We start from the raw sequence: 15,321 nt of genomic DNA on the forward strand, positions 1-15,321 counted from the left end.
TATCGAAAAGACGCAATTAATCAGAATATACTTTTATTTTCAGCAATATGATATAATTTGCGCATGAGCGAAAATATTTCTTCCTCGGTCGATGCCTTTTTGGAATATTTGAAATATGCAAGCGGAAGGACGGACAACACCGTCATAAATTACGCAGTTGACCTCTCTCAGTTTGTCGACTACGTAATCTCACAAGGTGTGGAGGAGGTCGAGAAAATCGAGCAGGCTCACATTCGCGCCTTTCTCAGGGAACTGGCGGCATATGGATATTCTAAAAGCTCGGTGTTGAGGAAGCTGTCGTCTCTGAGAAGTTGGACGAACTTCTTGCTTCAAAGCGGAAAGCTGACCTCTGATCCTACCAAAGGTGTTAGGGGGCCGAAAGAGCCCAAGAGGCTGCCCAGAGCGTTGGCATACGAAGATGTTAAAATGATGCTTGAGCACGGTCCTAACGGTGAATTTGAGATAAGGGACAGAGCTATACTAGAACTTCTGTACGGTTGTGGTTTGAGGGTTGCCGAGTTGGTCGCCCTGGATTGGGAAGATGTGGATATAGAGGAAAGATGGTTACGAGTCAAGGGTAAGGGGGAGAAGGAGCGTTTGGTTCCAATGGGAAGGCATGCCCAGAAGGCATTGAGGGAATGGCAGGTTTTTTTAGGAAAATTGAGCGGCCCCTTATTTCCCGGAGACGGTTGCGAACGTATTGCCGTGCGGACGGTGCACAGGGTCGTCTCCAGGGCTGCGAAAAGGGTTGGGCTAGCAGGCGTAAGCCCCCACATGCTTCGTCACAGCTTTGCAACTCACATGCTGGAAGGGGGAGCTTCCTTGAGGGTACTGCAGGAATTGTTGGGGCACCAGAGTTTGGTCACCACTCAAAGATATCTCAAGATCAGTTACGAGCAATTGAAAAAAAGTTATATAAATGCCCATCCCAGGGGGAGAGGTGAAAAAGATGTTTAAAGGAACTACTATCATTTGCGTGAGAAGGGGCGATGAGGTCGCCATGGCCGGAGACGGTCAGGTAACCTTAGAGCACCAGATTATAAAAAACGGAGCCAAAAAAGTGAGGCGTCTTGCAGGAGGAAATGTCCTGGCGGGCTTTGCGGGCAGCACGGCTGATGCCATGACCTTGCTCGAGCGCTTCGAAAGATATCTCGAAGGTCATAGCGGAAACTTGATGCGCGCTGCAGTTGACCTGGTAAAGGAGTGGCGCACAGATAAAGCGCTGCGCAGGCTGGAAGCAATGATGTTGGTGGCCGATCTGCGACAGACACTTCTACTTTCCGGTGCGGGCGATGTCCTTGAGCCCGATAGCGACGTAGCTTCCATAGGTTCCGGTTCGGGATACGCTCTGGCCGCTGCAAAGGCCTTTATAGAGGTTTCCAACATGGGGGCTGGCGAAATTGCGAAAAGATCGCTGCAGATAGCTTCGGAGTTATGCATATATACGAACGATATCATCACATTAGAGGTGATAAAAGGTGAATGAGGCAGTGATTAAAGGGGACGAACTTACGCCATCCCAGGTGATGGCCTATTTGGATAGATACGTCATAGGGCAGATGAAGGCGAAAAAAGCTGTAGCAGTTGCCTTACGCAATCGCATCAGAAGAAAAAGACTTCCAAAGGAGCTTGCGAAGGAGATAATTCCTAAAAATATTTTAATGGTAGGCCCCACTGGCGTGGGAAAGACCGAAATAGCGAGACGTCTGGCACAGCTCGTGGATGCACCCTTCGTTAAAGTCGAAGCATCCAAATATACTGAAGTTGGTTACGTTGGCCGGGACGTGGAATCCATGATTCGAGAAATGGCTGATATTGCCGTGCACATGGTAAAATCCAGAAAGATCGAAGAAAACAGTTCCGTTGCGGAAGCGCTGGCGGAGGAGAGGGTTCTCGATGCCCTCCTTCCGACTAAGCATAAAAGCAGGCAGCCTCAGGATTTTATGAGGCTTTTGCTCGGCGATTCCACGGAAGAAGAGGAGGAGTCCGACGAGACCGAGAGGGAGACTAAAAGGACGACGAGGGAGAAGTTTAGAAAACTCTTAAGGGAGGGGAAGTTAAACGACAGGGAAATAGAGATCGAAGTTGCAGAAAGCCCGCTGTCGAACATCCCCTTCGTCGGAGCCGGCATGGAGGAGATGGGCTTGAATTTGGGCGAGATGTTGGGCGGCATTTTGCCCAAGAAGATCAAACGCAAAAGAGTTACCGTAGCTAATGCTTTAAAGATCTTCCAGCAGGAGGAAGCGGAAAAGCTTATAGATATGGATGCCGTGGTTCAGGAAGCCTTGGATAAGGTCCAGGAAGAGGGCATAGTGTTTATAGACGAGCTGGACAAGATTGCCTCCTCCGGCGGGCAGAAATACGGCCCTGACGTGAGCAGAGAGGGAGTGCAGCGCGATCTCCTTCCCCTCGTTGAGGGGACGACGGTGCAGACTAAATACGGCCCCGTGAAAACGGATCATATACTCTTCATAGGTGCCGGAGCCTTTCATGAAACAAAGCCCTCGGATCTCATACCGGAATTACAGGGCAGGTTTCCCATACGGGTTGAACTGGACGCCCTTGAAGAAGAGGAATTGTTGCGCATCCTTGTCGAGCCGGAAAACAGTTTGGTCAAGCAATATAAGGCATTGCTCGAAACAGAGGGCATAGAAATGATTTTCGATGACGGAGCCCTTAAAGCCATCGCCTTTTTTGCGGCAAAGATGAATAGGGAGATGGAAAACATCGGGGCGCGAAGACTGCATACCATGATGGAACAGCTTTTGGAAGATATAAGCTTCAAAGCGCCGGAATTAAGGGAGAGGGAAGTGCGAATCGATGAAGCCTTCGTCAACGAGCGTCTCGCTGATTTAGTGGAGAACGCCGATCTCAGAAGGTATTTATTATAAGTTAAGAAGGTGAAATTTATGGTCATGGAAACGCCTCGTGAGCTAATTGAAGCAAGGCCCAAAATCGTTAACCCCACTGCAATGGAGGATTTGCTGAATAAGACGCGCATAATAAGCAGGACACTTCAATCCTCCGCCATGACGCCCCATCCGGATTATCAAAAGATTGCCAGGTTGTTGTGCGATCTGGCAACCGCTAACGTATATATAATCAACGGAGAGGGCAAAATATTGGGTTATGCCTGGATAAGCGATTACAAGTGCGATTATATGGAACAGTTGCTTAATGAGGGCTATATGCCCAAAAACTATACCGAAAGACTGAACCAACACAGCGAATCGGTTTTAAATCACAGCGATCACGGCAATTGCGCCTACGCTGACGAGCCCTGCAGGTATTTCAATAAGCATGTAGTATATGTGCCCATTTTCGGTTGCGGAGAGAGGCTGGGAACGCTTATCTTGGCTCGTTTCGGCGCACCTTTCGATACGCGCGATCTTGTATTGTCTGAGTATCTTGCCACCGTTGTGGGAATCGAAATTTTGTACGACAGGACACATCACATCGAGGAGAGGGCAAAGGAACGGTTTATGGTCCAAATAGCGGTCAGAGCTCTTTCCTATTCGGAGATGGAGTCCATAAAAGTAATTCTTAAAGAGCTCGGGGGTTACGAAGGGGTAGTAGTGGCAAGCAGAGTTGCCGACAGGATAGGGGTTACCAGGAGCGTCATCGTCAATGCTCTGCGCAAGCTGGAGAGCGCAGGCCTGATCGAAAGCAGGAGCTTGGGCATGAAGGGGACCTATATAAAGATCTTGTCCCCCATCTTTTTAGAGGAGTTAAGCAAATAAAAGGCCGATTTGCCCAATATATTTGATATATTGTTTAGATAAGCGCCTTTGGAGTTTATTTGACTTTCTGCTCCCTATTGCCTCAAATGAGAAAAAATAGGATAATGTTTTTCAAAAGTGGAGCAAAGCAATATCCTTTGGCAATGGGTTCCACTAAAGGATAAATGTAGCGGAGGTGGTCGGCTCACGCTTTAGGGATATAGGGTAAAAGGATACAGTAAGTCGGGATTATCGAGATATAAGTTGTAAAAAAATGTTAATTACTAAAAATGGAGGTATAGTTTATCAGATGAGCAACGAGCAAGAGGTAATCACCTCGGCAAAGGTCAACGATGTTGTCAAGTGCGTGGTGGAGAAGATAACTCCCTATGGAGCTTTCGTTAAGATCGAGAACGGGCAGAGGGGAATGATCCATATTTCGGAGATATCTCAAGGCTACGTGAAAAAAGTGGAAGATGTACTTTCCTTGGGCCAGGAAGTCGAAGCCAAGGTGATAAAGATAGATGAGAGAGGTCGCATAGACCTTTCTCTGAAAGCTCTTGGTTCCGCCGGGGAACGGGCTGAGCTTCAGGCTAAAACTTCCCATCAGCACAACGAGGATGATTTCGAGAAAAAGTTGATGAAGTTCATGAAGCTGAGCGACGAAAAGATCTCCGATCTCTATCAAAAAATTGGAGACGGTAAAAAAAGTGGCAGGCGCAAGGCCGGAAGCAAAAAGTAAGACACTTCAAAACAACCTTTCAAACATAAAGGGGCTTTTACAGCCCCTTTTATATATTCAGCAAATCTTCCCCGGGGACGAAAGGCTGATTTTGCGCCAAATGAGGGGCAGAAATTTCAATTCCTCCATCGCCGTTGGAATTGTAAAGCGTTGCAGATTGAGCAAACCTCAAGTTTTACTCTGCACTCCCTTATTCGAATTAAAGCCCTTTCCCACCACCTTTTGGCTGTCCTGTCCTTATCTGGTCGATAAGTGCGGCAAAGAGGAGGCTGTAGGGGGAGTAAAGAAGCTCGAAAGTTACGCCAAAAATTATATCGATTCGGAAAGATGGATTAATTTTAATGTAAAACACAGCGTCATTAGGCTTTTTTTGTTGTCGGATGGAGAAAAGTTGTTTCTGTCTAAAGTAAGCAAAAACATATTTGACAGGCTTCGCCTCTCTGGCATAGGCGGCATCGGTTGTCTTGTTGAAATGAGAATGAAATGCCTGCACCTTCAGGTTGCATCATGGCTCGCCCTTGGAGAGCATCCTGCGGAGGATTGGCTTAAGGGTCGCTTCACAATGCTTGAGTGCGATAATCCCGATAGATATTGCAATTAATTGGTTTGGAGATGAACACTTTGTCTCGTTACGCTACTATTGATATAGGGTCTAATTCCTTGAGATTTCTGGCTGTGGAAAGTTGTGCTGACAGTTTGTGTTATCTTGATTCTGGGATCTGGACGGTTCGTTTGGCCGAAGGAATGGGAAGGGGCAAGTACCAAATTAAGGAAAAGGCTTTAGAAAGGACTGTGGTTGCCTTGGAAGAGGTTTGTCATCGGCTGGACCGACTGTCCGTATCTTTAAAAAGGAGGCTTTTGTTTACTACCGAGTCCTTTAGATCCTCTCTAAACGTTTCGGATGCAATAGGTCTTATCGAGGAACGAGCGGGTTTGAAGGTCAGAATTTTAGAGGGTTGGGAAGAGGCTTTTTACAGCTTTAAGGGGGCTCTGCTGGGGACAGGGCTGAGCGATCCTCTCGTTTTCGACTTGGGAGGAGGCAGTTTGGAGATTTCGGACGGGAAGAAAGGCTTTTCTTTACCTGTGGGTGCTTTAAGGGTTAAAAACCTCTTTGGCGAAGACGAAGAGGCGATAAAGAATTACGTCAGATCCGGCTTAAAAGGTCTATTCGAAAAATCTTCAAGGAGAGAAAGCGCAAAGTCGTTAATTGGGGTGGGAGGAACTTCCTCGGCAGCAGTAATGATCTTGAAAAAAATAGCCGTCAATTCCTATCATCCGTCGAAGGTCCACGGAAGCATGGTGAAGGTCGACGATATAAGGAATTTGATCCTAGCTTTGAAGAAAATGAAGCCGGAAGAGAGAAAATCCGTAGCGGGCTTAGAGCCTGGCAGATCGGATATCATAGTGAGCGGACTTTGCGTCATAAAGGCACTTCTTGAATTTTTCGAGGCAAGTTGTTATTTTCATAGCGAGTGCGACCTTCTTTGGGGATTGGCGGCAGAGATGGTCGAAAGTGGTGAGGCGAAAAAGCTATACGATGTAGTTTGGAGGTGTGAGTGAGGTTGTGGAAAGGTCGGTTTAGCGAAGATACAGCAGATGTGGTGGTGAATTTCACCCAATCTCTGGACATGGATTGGGATCTTGCAGAAGCTGATATAGAAGGAAGCAAAGCTCACGTAAGGGTTTTGGCATCGGCTGGCCTGATAACGGAAGAAGAGAAAATTGACCTCTTAAAGGGTTTGGATCAGGTGTTGAGCGAGATAAAAATCGGAACCTTTAAGCCTTTGATGGAGCTTGAGGACGTTCATATGAATATAGAGGCCCGTCTTACAGATATTTTGGGCGAAAGGGGCAAAAAGCTTCATACCGGAAGAAGCCGCAACGATCAGATAGCTACGACGTTGCGCATTTTTTTGAGGAGGCAGCTTGTAGGAATAGGAAGTAAAATAAGAAATCTCCTCGAGTCTTTGTTGGATAGCGCCGAAAGGCATATCGATTTCGTGGTGCCGGGATATACCCACTTGCAGAGAGCTCAACCCATAAGCATGGGGCATTATTGGATGTCCCATTTTTGGGCTTTTCACCGAGATTTCTCGCGTCTCATGGCAGCGCTTGAAGCACTGGATGAGTGCCCTTTGGGTTCTGCGGCTCTGGCGGGATCCACTATTCCTTTGAATAGGCACTTATCGGCGGAGTTGCTCAAATTTTCTAAGCCCACAGAAAACAGCATCGATTCAATAGCAAGCCGCGACTATTTAGCGGACTTTCACCACTTTGCGTCGATGTTCTCAATTCACTGCAGCAGATTGGCGGAGGATCTGATAATATACAACACCGATGAATTTGGCATAGTTAAGTTGCCCGATTCCTTTTGTACAGGTTCCAGCATAATGCCGCAGAAGAAAAATCCTGACGTTCTCGAACTGATTCGCGGTAAGGCCGGACAGATTCTGGCCGGCTACGTCGATCTTCTGGTTGTGTTGAAAGGCCTTCCTCTGGCGTACAACAGGGATTTGCAGGAAGACAAGAGGAGCTTGATGAGGAGCCTGCGAACCCTGCACGGCATTTTAGATGTCTTGCCCCAACTTATTTCAAGAATAGAAATTGACCTCGCGGCAGCGTCGAGAGCTCTTGAAGATGGCTACATCCTGGCCACGGATATAGCGGAATTTCTTGTTTTGAAGGGCGTACCCTTCAGAAGCGCCCATGAATTGGTGGGACAGGCCGTGAAGTGGTGTTTAAAAGAAGGCAAAAGCTTTTCTGCCCTCTCAATCGAGGAGTGGCAAAGCCTTATACCTCAATTTGACGAGAATATCTTCGGGTGCTTAAACCCCAAATCATCTGTGGAAAGGCGCAAGACCTACGGGGGTACTGCCTTTTCTGAAGTGAAGCGACAGGTGGAGAGAGGAAAGACTTTGTTGGGGGAGATGGAAAAAAATTTGGCAACCTGGGGCGAAAAATGTTGACTATTTCTTCGACCTGTGATAATTTCCTATTGCTCGCTCGGAGCAGTCTGAGGTAATTTGAATGAGGGGGCCGTTAGCTCAGGTGGCAGAGCACCGGACTTTTAATCCGGGTGTCGCAGGTTCGAATCCTGCACGGCTCACCATTACAAAATTTAAGCAGTTCATTGAAGCGGTCCCATCGTCTAGAGGCCTAGGACACCGCCCTTTCAAGGCGGCGGCACGGGTTCGAATCCCGTTGGGACCGCCATTGTATAGTTGTAGGCCGGTGTAGCTCAACAGGCAGAGCAGCGCACTCGTAATGCGCAGGTTGGCGGTTCAAATCCGCCCGCCGGCTCCAGTTTGTAAAAGAAATAAAAAAACAGGCCCCCGATATCGGGAGGCCTGTTTTTTTGGATGAATTTACGAAGACTTTTGACGTAAAAATCCTTATAATAACATGCAATGAGGTGATGCATCGTGAGGCGTCTCATATTTTTGCGCCATGGCAAGACAGAGTGGAACGGACAATTTCGATATCAGGGCAAAACCGATGTTCCTCTTAACGACGAAGGTCGCATGCAGGCCGACCGGACTGCGTTGAGATTGAATTCCCTAAAGGTTGACGTCATATATGCAAGCGTGCTTTCCCGTGCAAGAGAAACTGCCGAAAGAGTATCAAGGCATTTAGGCGCTCCTTTGGGCGGTTTGCTGGAAGAACTGGTCGAAATGGATTTTGGCAATTGGGAAGGGATGCAGGTAGCAGAAGTAGAAAATGCCTACAAAGAAGTTTACGCTCAGTGGAGAAAGTTCCCCGAAAAAGTCAAAATCCCCGGTGGGGAAAGCTTTGTTGAAGTTGTAGAGCGCGTTAATCGGGGAATGAAGAAAATTTTGGACGATGGAGGCGAAAACGTCTTGGTCGTTGCCCACGGAGGTTCCATAAGGGCTGCCCTAACGGGATTTTTTGCGATGGATGCCTCTGCGGCCTGGAGGACAAGGATCGACAATTGCAGCTTGACCTCCCTTGAGCTCTGGAGGGATCGGGTAATGTTGAGCTTTACAAATGACACACTTCACCTTCTCGTCGAAGACCCCGATTTCGTTCGCAATCTTCCCGTTTTGATTTAACATTCAAGAGGGGGATTTTACGATGGATGGTTACGAGCCAATTTATCCTGAAGGTGATATAACTTTCGAAGAAAAATTGTGGCAAAGGATAAAATTCGGTGACGAAAAAGCCAGGGAAGAAGTGATAATTTCTTATAGACCTATGGTTTTTTGGCTTGCTAAGAAGTTTCACGTATCCTCCGATTCCTATCAGGACTTGATACAGGAGGGAATGGTGGCACTGATCGAGGCAGTCGATAGATACGATGCCAAAAAAGGTGCTAAATTCATCACCTACGCCTATTATCGCATTAAGGGGCGTATGGTGAATTTTCTCGAAAGATCGGAAGCAAGAGCGCCCGAGCCCGTCGATATTGACGACCATCTCTACGAAAGCAACATGGCCAGCTACGACGATGAGGGCTGGTTGATCGATCTTGAGGCGGCTATTCGATCTTTGAGCGAGAGAGAGGCTGAGATAGTAAGAGCCATCGACTTAAACGGGTTATCTGTAAAGGAAGTTGCCAGGAAAAAGGGTGTCGATATAAGCTACATCTACAGGTTGAGGAGAAGGGCCATAGCGAAGCTAAAAAAGGTTTTGGGAGCAACTTAAGCATTTTTTATTTTTATTTGGGGGGACTTACCGTGGAGAGACGTCTTTTGAGGATAAGACGTTGGATCGACAGAAGCATAGAGGCCTGCAGGCGAGGCAGGCCAAGGGATGTGGTCGTCGAACTTGAATGTGCCGAGGCGGAGATGCGAATCGCCAGGGAAGAAATTCTGACCCTCATCTCAGGTTCAAAGAGCCATCGCATTTTTTTGCCGTTGAAGCAGGCTTTCGTGTCTATGCTAGTGGCAGCTGTCATTTTAGTGGCGCTGGCTTTGCCGACCTCTATGGAGGTTATCGGAAGCAGCGGCGAAAGAGCGCAGGCTTCAAGGCCGAGAGATGTCGAATCCCTTCGTTTGAGTCTGATAACCGATGAAGAGGAAAGGCTAATCATGGCTCTGCGAAAAAGTTTAAGCGACACAAACCTGGGGCGCCTCTACGATCCGGGAGAAGCTTCCGTGGCTGAGGCGAAGCCCGAGGAAAAGGGAACCTTAAAGGGCAAAAAGGATGACCTTGGCAGAAAAGATTTTGCAAAAAACGGAAAAAATGAGTCAAAGGACTTACCCGAAGAGAAAAAGAGTGGTGTATCATTTGAGGAGGCCATGTTGGAGGATTTCTTGAGGTTGGTTCGCCTTGGAGAGAAAGCCCTCAAGGGTCAAGAGGAGGCTGCCGTAGAGTTTTCAAATTGAAGGAGTGATCTCGGGGATGAAATTTTTCATTAGAATCGTGATATTCAGCCTAGTCTTCATGCTTTTAAATTCACCCCTTGCTTTTGCCCAGACGATGCCCAACGTCGTGGCCGTAGAGGTAGAGGGCAATCGGCAGGTGGACACTAACTACATACTGTCAATAGTCGGCACAAAAGCAGGCCAACCGGCAGAGCGGGAACAGATCGATAAGGATGTAGAGTCCATATATAATTTGGGCTTTTTCTCCTATGTCGACGTCAGAGTCGAGCCTGTAGCGGATGGCATCAAGGTAGTTTACGTGGTACAGGAAAACCCTGTCGTAAAGGAAATAAGGTTTGAAGGCAACGAAGTATATAGCGAGGATGAACTTAAAGAGCTTGTCTTTACGAAGCCGGGCAACATCTTCAACTCCGTCTTCTTCAGGCACGACCTCGAGAGGATCAGAAACAAATACCAGGAAGACGGCTATGCGATGATGCGAGTGCGGGATGTGCAAATTGAAGAAGGTGTCATTACGGTAAAGATACTTGAACCCAAGGTCGGAGAAATTGCCGTGCAGGGAAATGAAAAAACCAAGACTTACGTTATAGAGCGGGAGATAAAGCTAAAACCGGGAGATCATTTCAACGCCAAGGTGCTGAGACACTCCCTCAACAAGCTTCAGAGGATGGGGTACTTCGAGACGGTGAACGTCGGTTTCGAGCCCACTCAGGACCCCGCCTTCGTAAACATCATAGTCTCAGTGGAGGAGCAGAGAACTGGAAGGATTGGCCTTACCATAGGTCACGGCTCAAGCAGCGGATGGAGCGGTGGCTTGTCTTACGAGGACACCAACTGGAAGGGGTTGGGCCATACCGCGTCTGTCGGATTTGAGACGGGTAAACGGGACCAATATTGGATCAGCTATGAAGAGCCCTTTATGGATGTCGATTATTACTCTTGGAGAGTAAACCTCTATAGGTGGGAGTGGGACGACATAGAAAACTACATAGGCGGGGAATCGGTCTTTGAGTACGAAGAAACCAGGACCGGCATATCCGTGGGAGCGGGCAAGAAGTTCAAACACGATCCCAGGCTTAGCTGGTATGCAACGCTTGATTGGCACGATTCGGATATATCCTACGATGATATACGCTGGTACAGTGATTTCCGCAGCGCGGCGGAGGAGGTTAGCCAGAGTGATACCACCGGGAAATATAAAGGCAAGAGTGTGGAAGAAATTCAAAGGATATACTTCGACGAACACATGCAATCGGGGAAGACCTTCTCCATCACGGGCAGGCTGCAACGTTCTACTTTGGACGAGTATTTGAGCTATCCAAAGGGAGATGTCGTCAGCTTAAACGTAGAACAAGCGCTGGATTTCCTGGGTAGCGACTGGGACTTCACCAAATACTGGCTCGAAGCCAGATATTACACGCCCGTAACCAGAATAGGGGAGATCTTCGATATCGACCTTGGGACGGAAGACACGCCCGTGATTTTCGCCGCCCGCGTGAGGGCGGGCTTTTCAAGCGGCGAAATTCCATTCATGGATCAGTATTTTTTGGGTGGTGACAGGGACCTTCGCGGTTACGAAGAGGACGAGTTTTACGGTACGGAGATGTTTTTGGCAAACTTCGAGTTGAGGATACCCATCGAGCAGGCCTTCGGGCTAGTCTTCTTCTACGACGCCGGAAACGCCTGGGGGGATAGCGATCCTTTGATAGATCATCTTTATAGGACCGTAGGCCATGGCGGAAGACGGTCTTCCAGCTTCGATATTTCGGATCTGCATGATTCTTATGGCATAGGAGTTCGCGTGAGAACTCCCCTCGGCAACTTACGCATAGATCTGGCCGAAGGAGAATACGAAACCTACACGCACTTCGGGTTCGGCGAGCTCTTCTAAAGATGGGTCATGAGGCAGCTTAGGGGGGCGACAAAAGGGATCTTTTTTCTCCTTCTTTGGGCGGGATTCCTCTGCGGGGCCGCTCATGGGGACGTGAAAGTCTCTTTGATGGGTCCTCCCGAATGGCTTGCTGTGGCAATGAGAGAAAGCGTCATTGCCGTCATGAATGAGATGCCCGACTACGAAGTGAGCCGACAGGAAAGACTTCTTCGCATGGTATCGGAGAGGATCTTCGAGGGATATGAAATAAAGCGTGTGAACATAACGGGAGAAAGAGAGGTATTTATGGACTTTGTGCCAAAGGAAAAGCCCAAGTGGAAGGTCGCCATCTCCGTTCCCAGACTGAGACAACCTTGTGACGGCTGGTTTTTAAAGGATAGTTCGGGGGTTGATGAAGAAGTTCTAAATATGCTGAAAGGCGTTCCCGTAGAGGCTTTAAAATGGGCTGATGATGTGTTTTTGAGGGAAGTTAAAGGGATCGTCTCCTCCCTCCTTCCCGGTTGGGAGCCCCACGTTTTGGTGAGCCGAGAGGGCGATTTTCACGTTGTTAACATATCCTTCACGGCGACTCAGGATCTGATCTTGACCTTCGATGCCCACATTTTTTCCAGGTCCCTGCCCTCCTTTTGGCAGTATGACATGCGCGAGAAGATGGCTGAAAGCCTGTCTTGCTTCGTCGGGATTCCCGTTAACTGGGCTGCCAAGCACGAGAGGGATATAGAGCTTATTGTCGAGGAAAAATTGAAAGATATGTCATTTGCTGATACAGCAAAGATAGAAGTAGACACCAAATTTATGCCCTCGAGGATTGCAAGGGTCGAAACGAACGTAGAAAGCAAAAGATATACATTCTACGTTTGGGGGGCAGCTTACGGCGGAACGGAGGACAAATCCACTGAACTGGGGTTGCACTTCGGACGTAAGGCACAACCTTTTCCATCCTGGGATGTGGAACTTTACGGAGAGGCCATCCTTTTTTTAGATGACGGAGACAGCGAAGAGAGGTTGGGGTTGAGGTGGTCTCCCTACAGAGATATTTGGGTGGGCACCGAGAGAGAGCTTGAGGAAGATAAGACATGGTATAGACTGTGGATAGAGGGCGGCATCAAGGCCTTTTACGCTTGGTGGCGCTATTCCGAGGACAGCGAAAACAATGCTGCATTGGGCTACCGCTTTACGGAACATCTTTCCTTGGAGATCTACCTGGACGAGCGAGACGATGACGAGGTCAGCGTGCGAGCGGTAGGCAATTTTTGAGGTTTTTGAAAGGAAGAGAGTTATGAAGAATTTCGACAGGGCCTGGAGTCTTTCCAAAGTTGCGACTTATTTGGAGGGCAGGTTGGCGGGAGATCCGGAAGAAGTCGTTTTGGGGATTGCTTCCCCCGAGGAGGCCGCACCAAATTATCTATGCGTCGTGTGGGAGAAGAAGTGGCTTCAGAAGCTGGGGGAGAGGGTTTTTGTGATAGCTCCCATGAATTGGCTGAGTCCCGTTCAAAGGGGAGTGGAAATCGAAGATCCGAAGAAGGCTTTGATTAAGTTGCTCTCCCTTTTCGAAAGGCCGCGTTCCTCGCAAGGAGGCGTTCACCCCTCAGCCGTCGTACATGAAAGAGCTTCAGTGGATCCTTCCGCATATGTAGGTCCTTTGTGTGTAGTGGATGAGGGAGCCGTGATATCTGCTAACGCCATCCTTGAGGCACACGTTTATGTCGGAAAAAACGTCTTTATTGGCGAAGGAACTGTAATTGAACCAAATGCGAGTATATACCACGATGTAACCTTGAAAAAAAGGTGTCTCATCCATACAGGCGCTTCCCTTGGTTGCGAAGGGTTCGGATTTTACAACGACAAGAAAGGCCTTATAAAGATCCCTCAAGTGGGAGGTTTATTTGTGGAAGACGACGTCGAGATCGGTGCCCTGACGAGCATAGACAGGGGAACAATCGGGGATACCCATATAGGTCCAGGCACCAAGATAGGAGACTGCGTCCATATAGGTCATAACGCAAAAATAGGCTCAAACTGCATAATAGTAGCCATGACCGGAATCGCCGGAAGCGCGGTAATAGAAGATAACGTGATTATGGCCGCCCAAAGCGGTGTCAAGGATCACGTTAAGGTGGGGAGAGGGACGATAGTGGCGGCCAAATCGGGGGGGACCAAGGACATTCCTCCGGGAATGATGGTCTCCGGTTTTCCGGCGAGAGACCACAGGGAAGAATTAAAGATTCAGGCGTTAATGCAGAAGTTGCCCGAAATATACGAAAGGCTAGTGCATTTGGAACGAAAATTAGGAGCGAAAGATCGCGATGGCAAAAAGAACGACCCTTCGAAGAACAATAGAAGTTAATGGCAAGGGGCTTCACAGCGGAAGGGAGAGCGCTATTGCCTTGATTCCTTCCTATCGGGAAAGTGGTATAATGATCCGCGCTTCGAAGGGGAAAAATCTTTATCCCATCGGAGATTGTGAGCTTTTCTCGCCCGGCAGGTCTACCTGTCTGGTTTTGCCCGATGGCGAGATAATTTATACCGTGGAACATCTTCTGGCATCCCTTTATGGTATGGGTGTAGATGATGCAGTTGTAGTTGTAGAGGGAGGAGAAGTCCCCATATTTGACGGCAGCGCCTTGCCATGGGCGGAGCACATAAAAGATGCCGGTCTGGCGGAAAAGGATGACGGCGAAGAAAGGCCCATAAATTTGTCATCTCCCCTACTTGTGGAAGACGATGAGGCTGGGGCGTGGGTTGCCTGCTTTCCCTCCGATGTTCTAAAAGTGAGCTATATAATATCCTTTGACAACGACTTCATAGGGACGCAGGTTTTTTCTTCAGTCGTAACGGAGGAGACTTTCCTTAAAGATTTTGCTCCTGCCAGGACTTTCGTAAGGCTTGAAGATGTGGATGAGCTAAAAAAGCAGGGTTTGGCCTTAGGCGGCAGCCTGGACAATGCATTGGTGTTCGATGATAAGGGATTGGTAAACGATACTTCCCTGCGCTTTGAAAACGAATGCGTCAGGCACAAGGCGATGGACCTGCTGGGGGATCTGTCTTTGGTGGGCAAGTCCCTTTGCGCTCACGTCGTCGGGTTTAAGGCTGGCCACAGGCTGCATTTGCGGATGGTGGAACGTTTAAAACGGTTGTGCAGAGGTGATATGAGTTGACGATTGACGAGGATAAAATTGTTGATATTGATATCCATAAAATAATGAAGTGCCTTCCCCATCGCTATCCCTTTTTGCTTGTAGACAGGATTTTGGAGCTCGGCGAAGGGAGAATAGTAGGGTTAAAAAATGTCACCATCAACGAGCCTTTCTTTCAGGGACATTTCCCCGATGAGCCTGTCATGCCGGGCGTGCTTGTCTTGGAGGCCATGGGTCAGGTCGCTGCCATGATGATAGTACTCCGTCCGGAGATGCAGGGGATGGTCACCTATTTGACGGGAGTGGATAAGGCCAAGTTCCGCAGGCCCGTATGTCCTGGCGATCAGTTGATCACGGAAGCGCTGGTGTGTAAGCTAAGAGGGCGCGTTGGACAAGTTAAGGCTACGGCCAGGGTTAATAACGAAATGGCAGCCGAGGCGACGTTTAGCTTTGTGGTGGCCAAGAATTTATTACAGAAGGGGTAACT

At 48.4% G+C, this 15,321-nt stretch carries 16 protein-coding genes and 3 tRNA genes; all 19 read left to right on the top strand.

Going from position 1 to position 15,321, the window contains the following annotated elements:
* Positions 1 to 63: 63 nt before the first annotated feature.
* Positions 64 to 957 (top strand): tyrosine-type recombinase/integrase, encoded by an 894-nt coding sequence (locus B3N34_RS08380; RefSeq protein WP_286976797.1) that lies wholly within the window; start codon positions 64 to 66, stop codon positions 955 to 957.
* The gene (hslV, locus tag B3N34_RS08385; protein WP_213698373.1) at positions 950 to 1,486 is read left to right on the top strand and encodes an ATP-dependent protease subunit HslV; all 537 of its coding nucleotides are present in this window, start codon (positions 950 to 952) and stop codon (positions 1,484 to 1,486) included. The genes B3N34_RS08380 and hslV overlap by 8 nt, the downstream gene beginning before the upstream one ends.
* Entirely contained in the window at positions 1,479 to 2,891 is a 1,413-nt protein-coding gene (hslU, locus tag B3N34_RS08390) for an ATP-dependent protease ATPase subunit HslU (RefSeq protein ID WP_286976801.1), read from the top strand. The genes hslV and hslU overlap by 8 nt, the downstream gene beginning before the upstream one ends.
* Positions 2,892 to 2,915: 24 nt before the next feature.
* A complete protein-coding gene (codY, locus tag B3N34_RS08395) occupies positions 2,916 to 3,740 on the top strand; it encodes a GTP-sensing pleiotropic transcriptional regulator CodY (RefSeq protein ID WP_286976898.1) in 825 nt (274 codons plus the stop codon).
* Positions 3,741 to 4,029: 289 nt separating this feature from the next.
* Complete coding sequence (locus tag B3N34_RS08400) at positions 4,030 to 4,461, top strand: S1 RNA-binding domain-containing protein (protein ID WP_286976803.1); 432 nt, start codon at positions 4,030 to 4,032, stop codon at positions 4,459 to 4,461.
* Positions 4,430 to 5,062: a DUF501 domain-containing protein gene (locus B3N34_RS08405; protein ID WP_286976804.1), complete on the top strand. Its 633-nt coding sequence runs from the start codon at positions 4,430 to 4,432 to the stop codon at positions 5,060 to 5,062. The genes B3N34_RS08400 and B3N34_RS08405 overlap by 32 nt, the downstream gene beginning before the upstream one ends.
* A gap of 11 nt (positions 5,063 to 5,073) precedes the next feature.
* Entirely contained in the window at positions 5,074 to 6,021 is a 948-nt protein-coding gene (locus B3N34_RS08410; RefSeq protein WP_286976806.1) for a phosphatase, read from the top strand.
* Positions 6,018 to 7,427, top strand: coding sequence for an argininosuccinate lyase (argH, locus tag B3N34_RS08415; protein WP_414632111.1), 1,410 nt, complete (start codon positions 6,018 to 6,020; stop codon positions 7,425 to 7,427). The genes B3N34_RS08410 and argH overlap by 4 nt, the downstream gene beginning before the upstream one ends.
* A 67-nt stretch (positions 7,428 to 7,494) precedes the next feature.
* Positions 7,495 to 7,570: transfer RNA gene (locus B3N34_RS08420), tRNA-Lys, on the top strand.
* A gap of 28 nt (positions 7,571 to 7,598) precedes the next feature.
* A tRNA-Glu gene (locus B3N34_RS08425) sits at positions 7,599 to 7,674 on the top strand.
* Positions 7,675 to 7,688: 14 nt separating this feature from the next.
* Positions 7,689 to 7,764 (top strand) — tRNA-Thr (locus B3N34_RS08430).
* A gap of 119 nt (positions 7,765 to 7,883) precedes the next feature.
* Positions 7,884 to 8,531 carry a histidine phosphatase family protein gene (locus tag B3N34_RS08435; RefSeq protein WP_286976809.1) on the top strand — a complete coding sequence of 216 codons (648 nt, stop codon included), beginning with the start codon at positions 7,884 to 7,886 and terminating at the stop codon, positions 8,529 to 8,531.
* A gap of 22 nt (positions 8,532 to 8,553) precedes the next feature.
* The gene (locus tag B3N34_RS08440) at positions 8,554 to 9,123 is read left to right on the top strand and encodes a sigma-70 family RNA polymerase sigma factor (protein WP_286976812.1); all 570 of its coding nucleotides are present in this window, start codon (positions 8,554 to 8,556) and stop codon (positions 9,121 to 9,123) included.
* 32 nt (positions 9,124 to 9,155) lie between these two features.
* Positions 9,156 to 9,806: a hypothetical protein gene (locus B3N34_RS08445; RefSeq protein WP_286976814.1), complete on the top strand. Its 651-nt coding sequence runs from the start codon at positions 9,156 to 9,158 to the stop codon at positions 9,804 to 9,806.
* Between the two features lie 16 nt (positions 9,807 to 9,822).
* Positions 9,823 to 11,697 (top strand): BamA/OMP85 family outer membrane protein, encoded by a 1,875-nt coding sequence (locus tag B3N34_RS08450; protein ID WP_286976817.1) that lies wholly within the window; start codon positions 9,823 to 9,825, stop codon positions 11,695 to 11,697.
* A 93-nt stretch (positions 11,698 to 11,790) separates the two neighbouring features.
* Positions 11,791 to 12,954, top strand: coding sequence for a hypothetical protein (locus tag B3N34_RS08455; RefSeq protein WP_286976820.1), 1,164 nt, complete (start codon positions 11,791 to 11,793; stop codon positions 12,952 to 12,954).
* A gap of 22 nt (positions 12,955 to 12,976) precedes the next feature.
* Positions 12,977 to 14,044 (top strand): UDP-3-O-(3-hydroxymyristoyl)glucosamine N-acyltransferase, encoded by a 1,068-nt coding sequence (gene lpxD / locus B3N34_RS08460; protein WP_286976823.1) that lies wholly within the window; start codon positions 12,977 to 12,979, stop codon positions 14,042 to 14,044.
* Complete coding sequence (lpxC, locus tag B3N34_RS08465) at positions 14,004 to 14,855, top strand: UDP-3-O-acyl-N-acetylglucosamine deacetylase (RefSeq protein ID WP_286976825.1); 852 nt, start codon at positions 14,004 to 14,006, stop codon at positions 14,853 to 14,855. The genes lpxD and lpxC overlap by 41 nt, the downstream gene beginning before the upstream one ends.
* Positions 14,852 to 15,319, top strand: coding sequence for a 3-hydroxyacyl-ACP dehydratase FabZ (gene fabZ / locus B3N34_RS08470; RefSeq protein ID WP_286976828.1), 468 nt, complete (start codon positions 14,852 to 14,854; stop codon positions 15,317 to 15,319). The genes lpxC and fabZ overlap by 4 nt, the downstream gene beginning before the upstream one ends.
* The last annotated feature ends 2 nt before the right edge of the window (positions 15,320 to 15,321 follow it).

The organism is Acetomicrobium sp. UBA5826, from assembly GCF_002433005.1.
GTDB lineage: Bacteria > Synergistota > Synergistia > Synergistales > Acetomicrobiaceae > Acetomicrobium.

What these genes read in the sequence shown, in the direction of transcription:
- B3N34_RS08380 (WP_286976797.1), top strand. Translation starts at nt 64, where the DNA reads ATGAGCGAAAATATTTCTTCCTCGGTCGATGCCTTTTTGGAATATTTG.
- hslV (WP_213698373.1), top strand. Translation starts at nt 950, where the DNA reads ATGTTTAAAGGAACTACTATCATTTGCGTGAGAAGGGGCGATGAGGTC.
- codY (WP_286976898.1), top strand. Translation starts at nt 2,916, where the DNA reads ATGGAAACGCCTCGTGAGCTAATTGAAGCAAGGCCCAAAATCGTTAAC.
- B3N34_RS08400 (WP_286976803.1), top strand. Translation starts at nt 4,030, where the DNA reads ATGAGCAACGAGCAAGAGGTAATCACCTCGGCAAAGGTCAACGATGTT.
- B3N34_RS08410 (WP_286976806.1), top strand. Translation starts at nt 5,074, where the DNA reads ATGAACACTTTGTCTCGTTACGCTACTATTGATATAGGGTCTAATTCC.
- B3N34_RS08440 (WP_286976812.1), top strand. Translation starts at nt 8,554, where the DNA reads ATGGATGGTTACGAGCCAATTTATCCTGAAGGTGATATAACTTTCGAA.
- B3N34_RS08450 (WP_286976817.1), top strand. Translation starts at nt 9,823, where the DNA reads ATGAAATTTTTCATTAGAATCGTGATATTCAGCCTAGTCTTCATGCTT.
- lpxD (WP_286976823.1), top strand. Translation starts at nt 12,977, where the DNA reads ATGAAGAATTTCGACAGGGCCTGGAGTCTTTCCAAAGTTGCGACTTAT.
- lpxC (WP_286976825.1), top strand. Translation starts at nt 14,004, where the DNA reads ATGGCAAAAAGAACGACCCTTCGAAGAACAATAGAAGTTAATGGCAAG.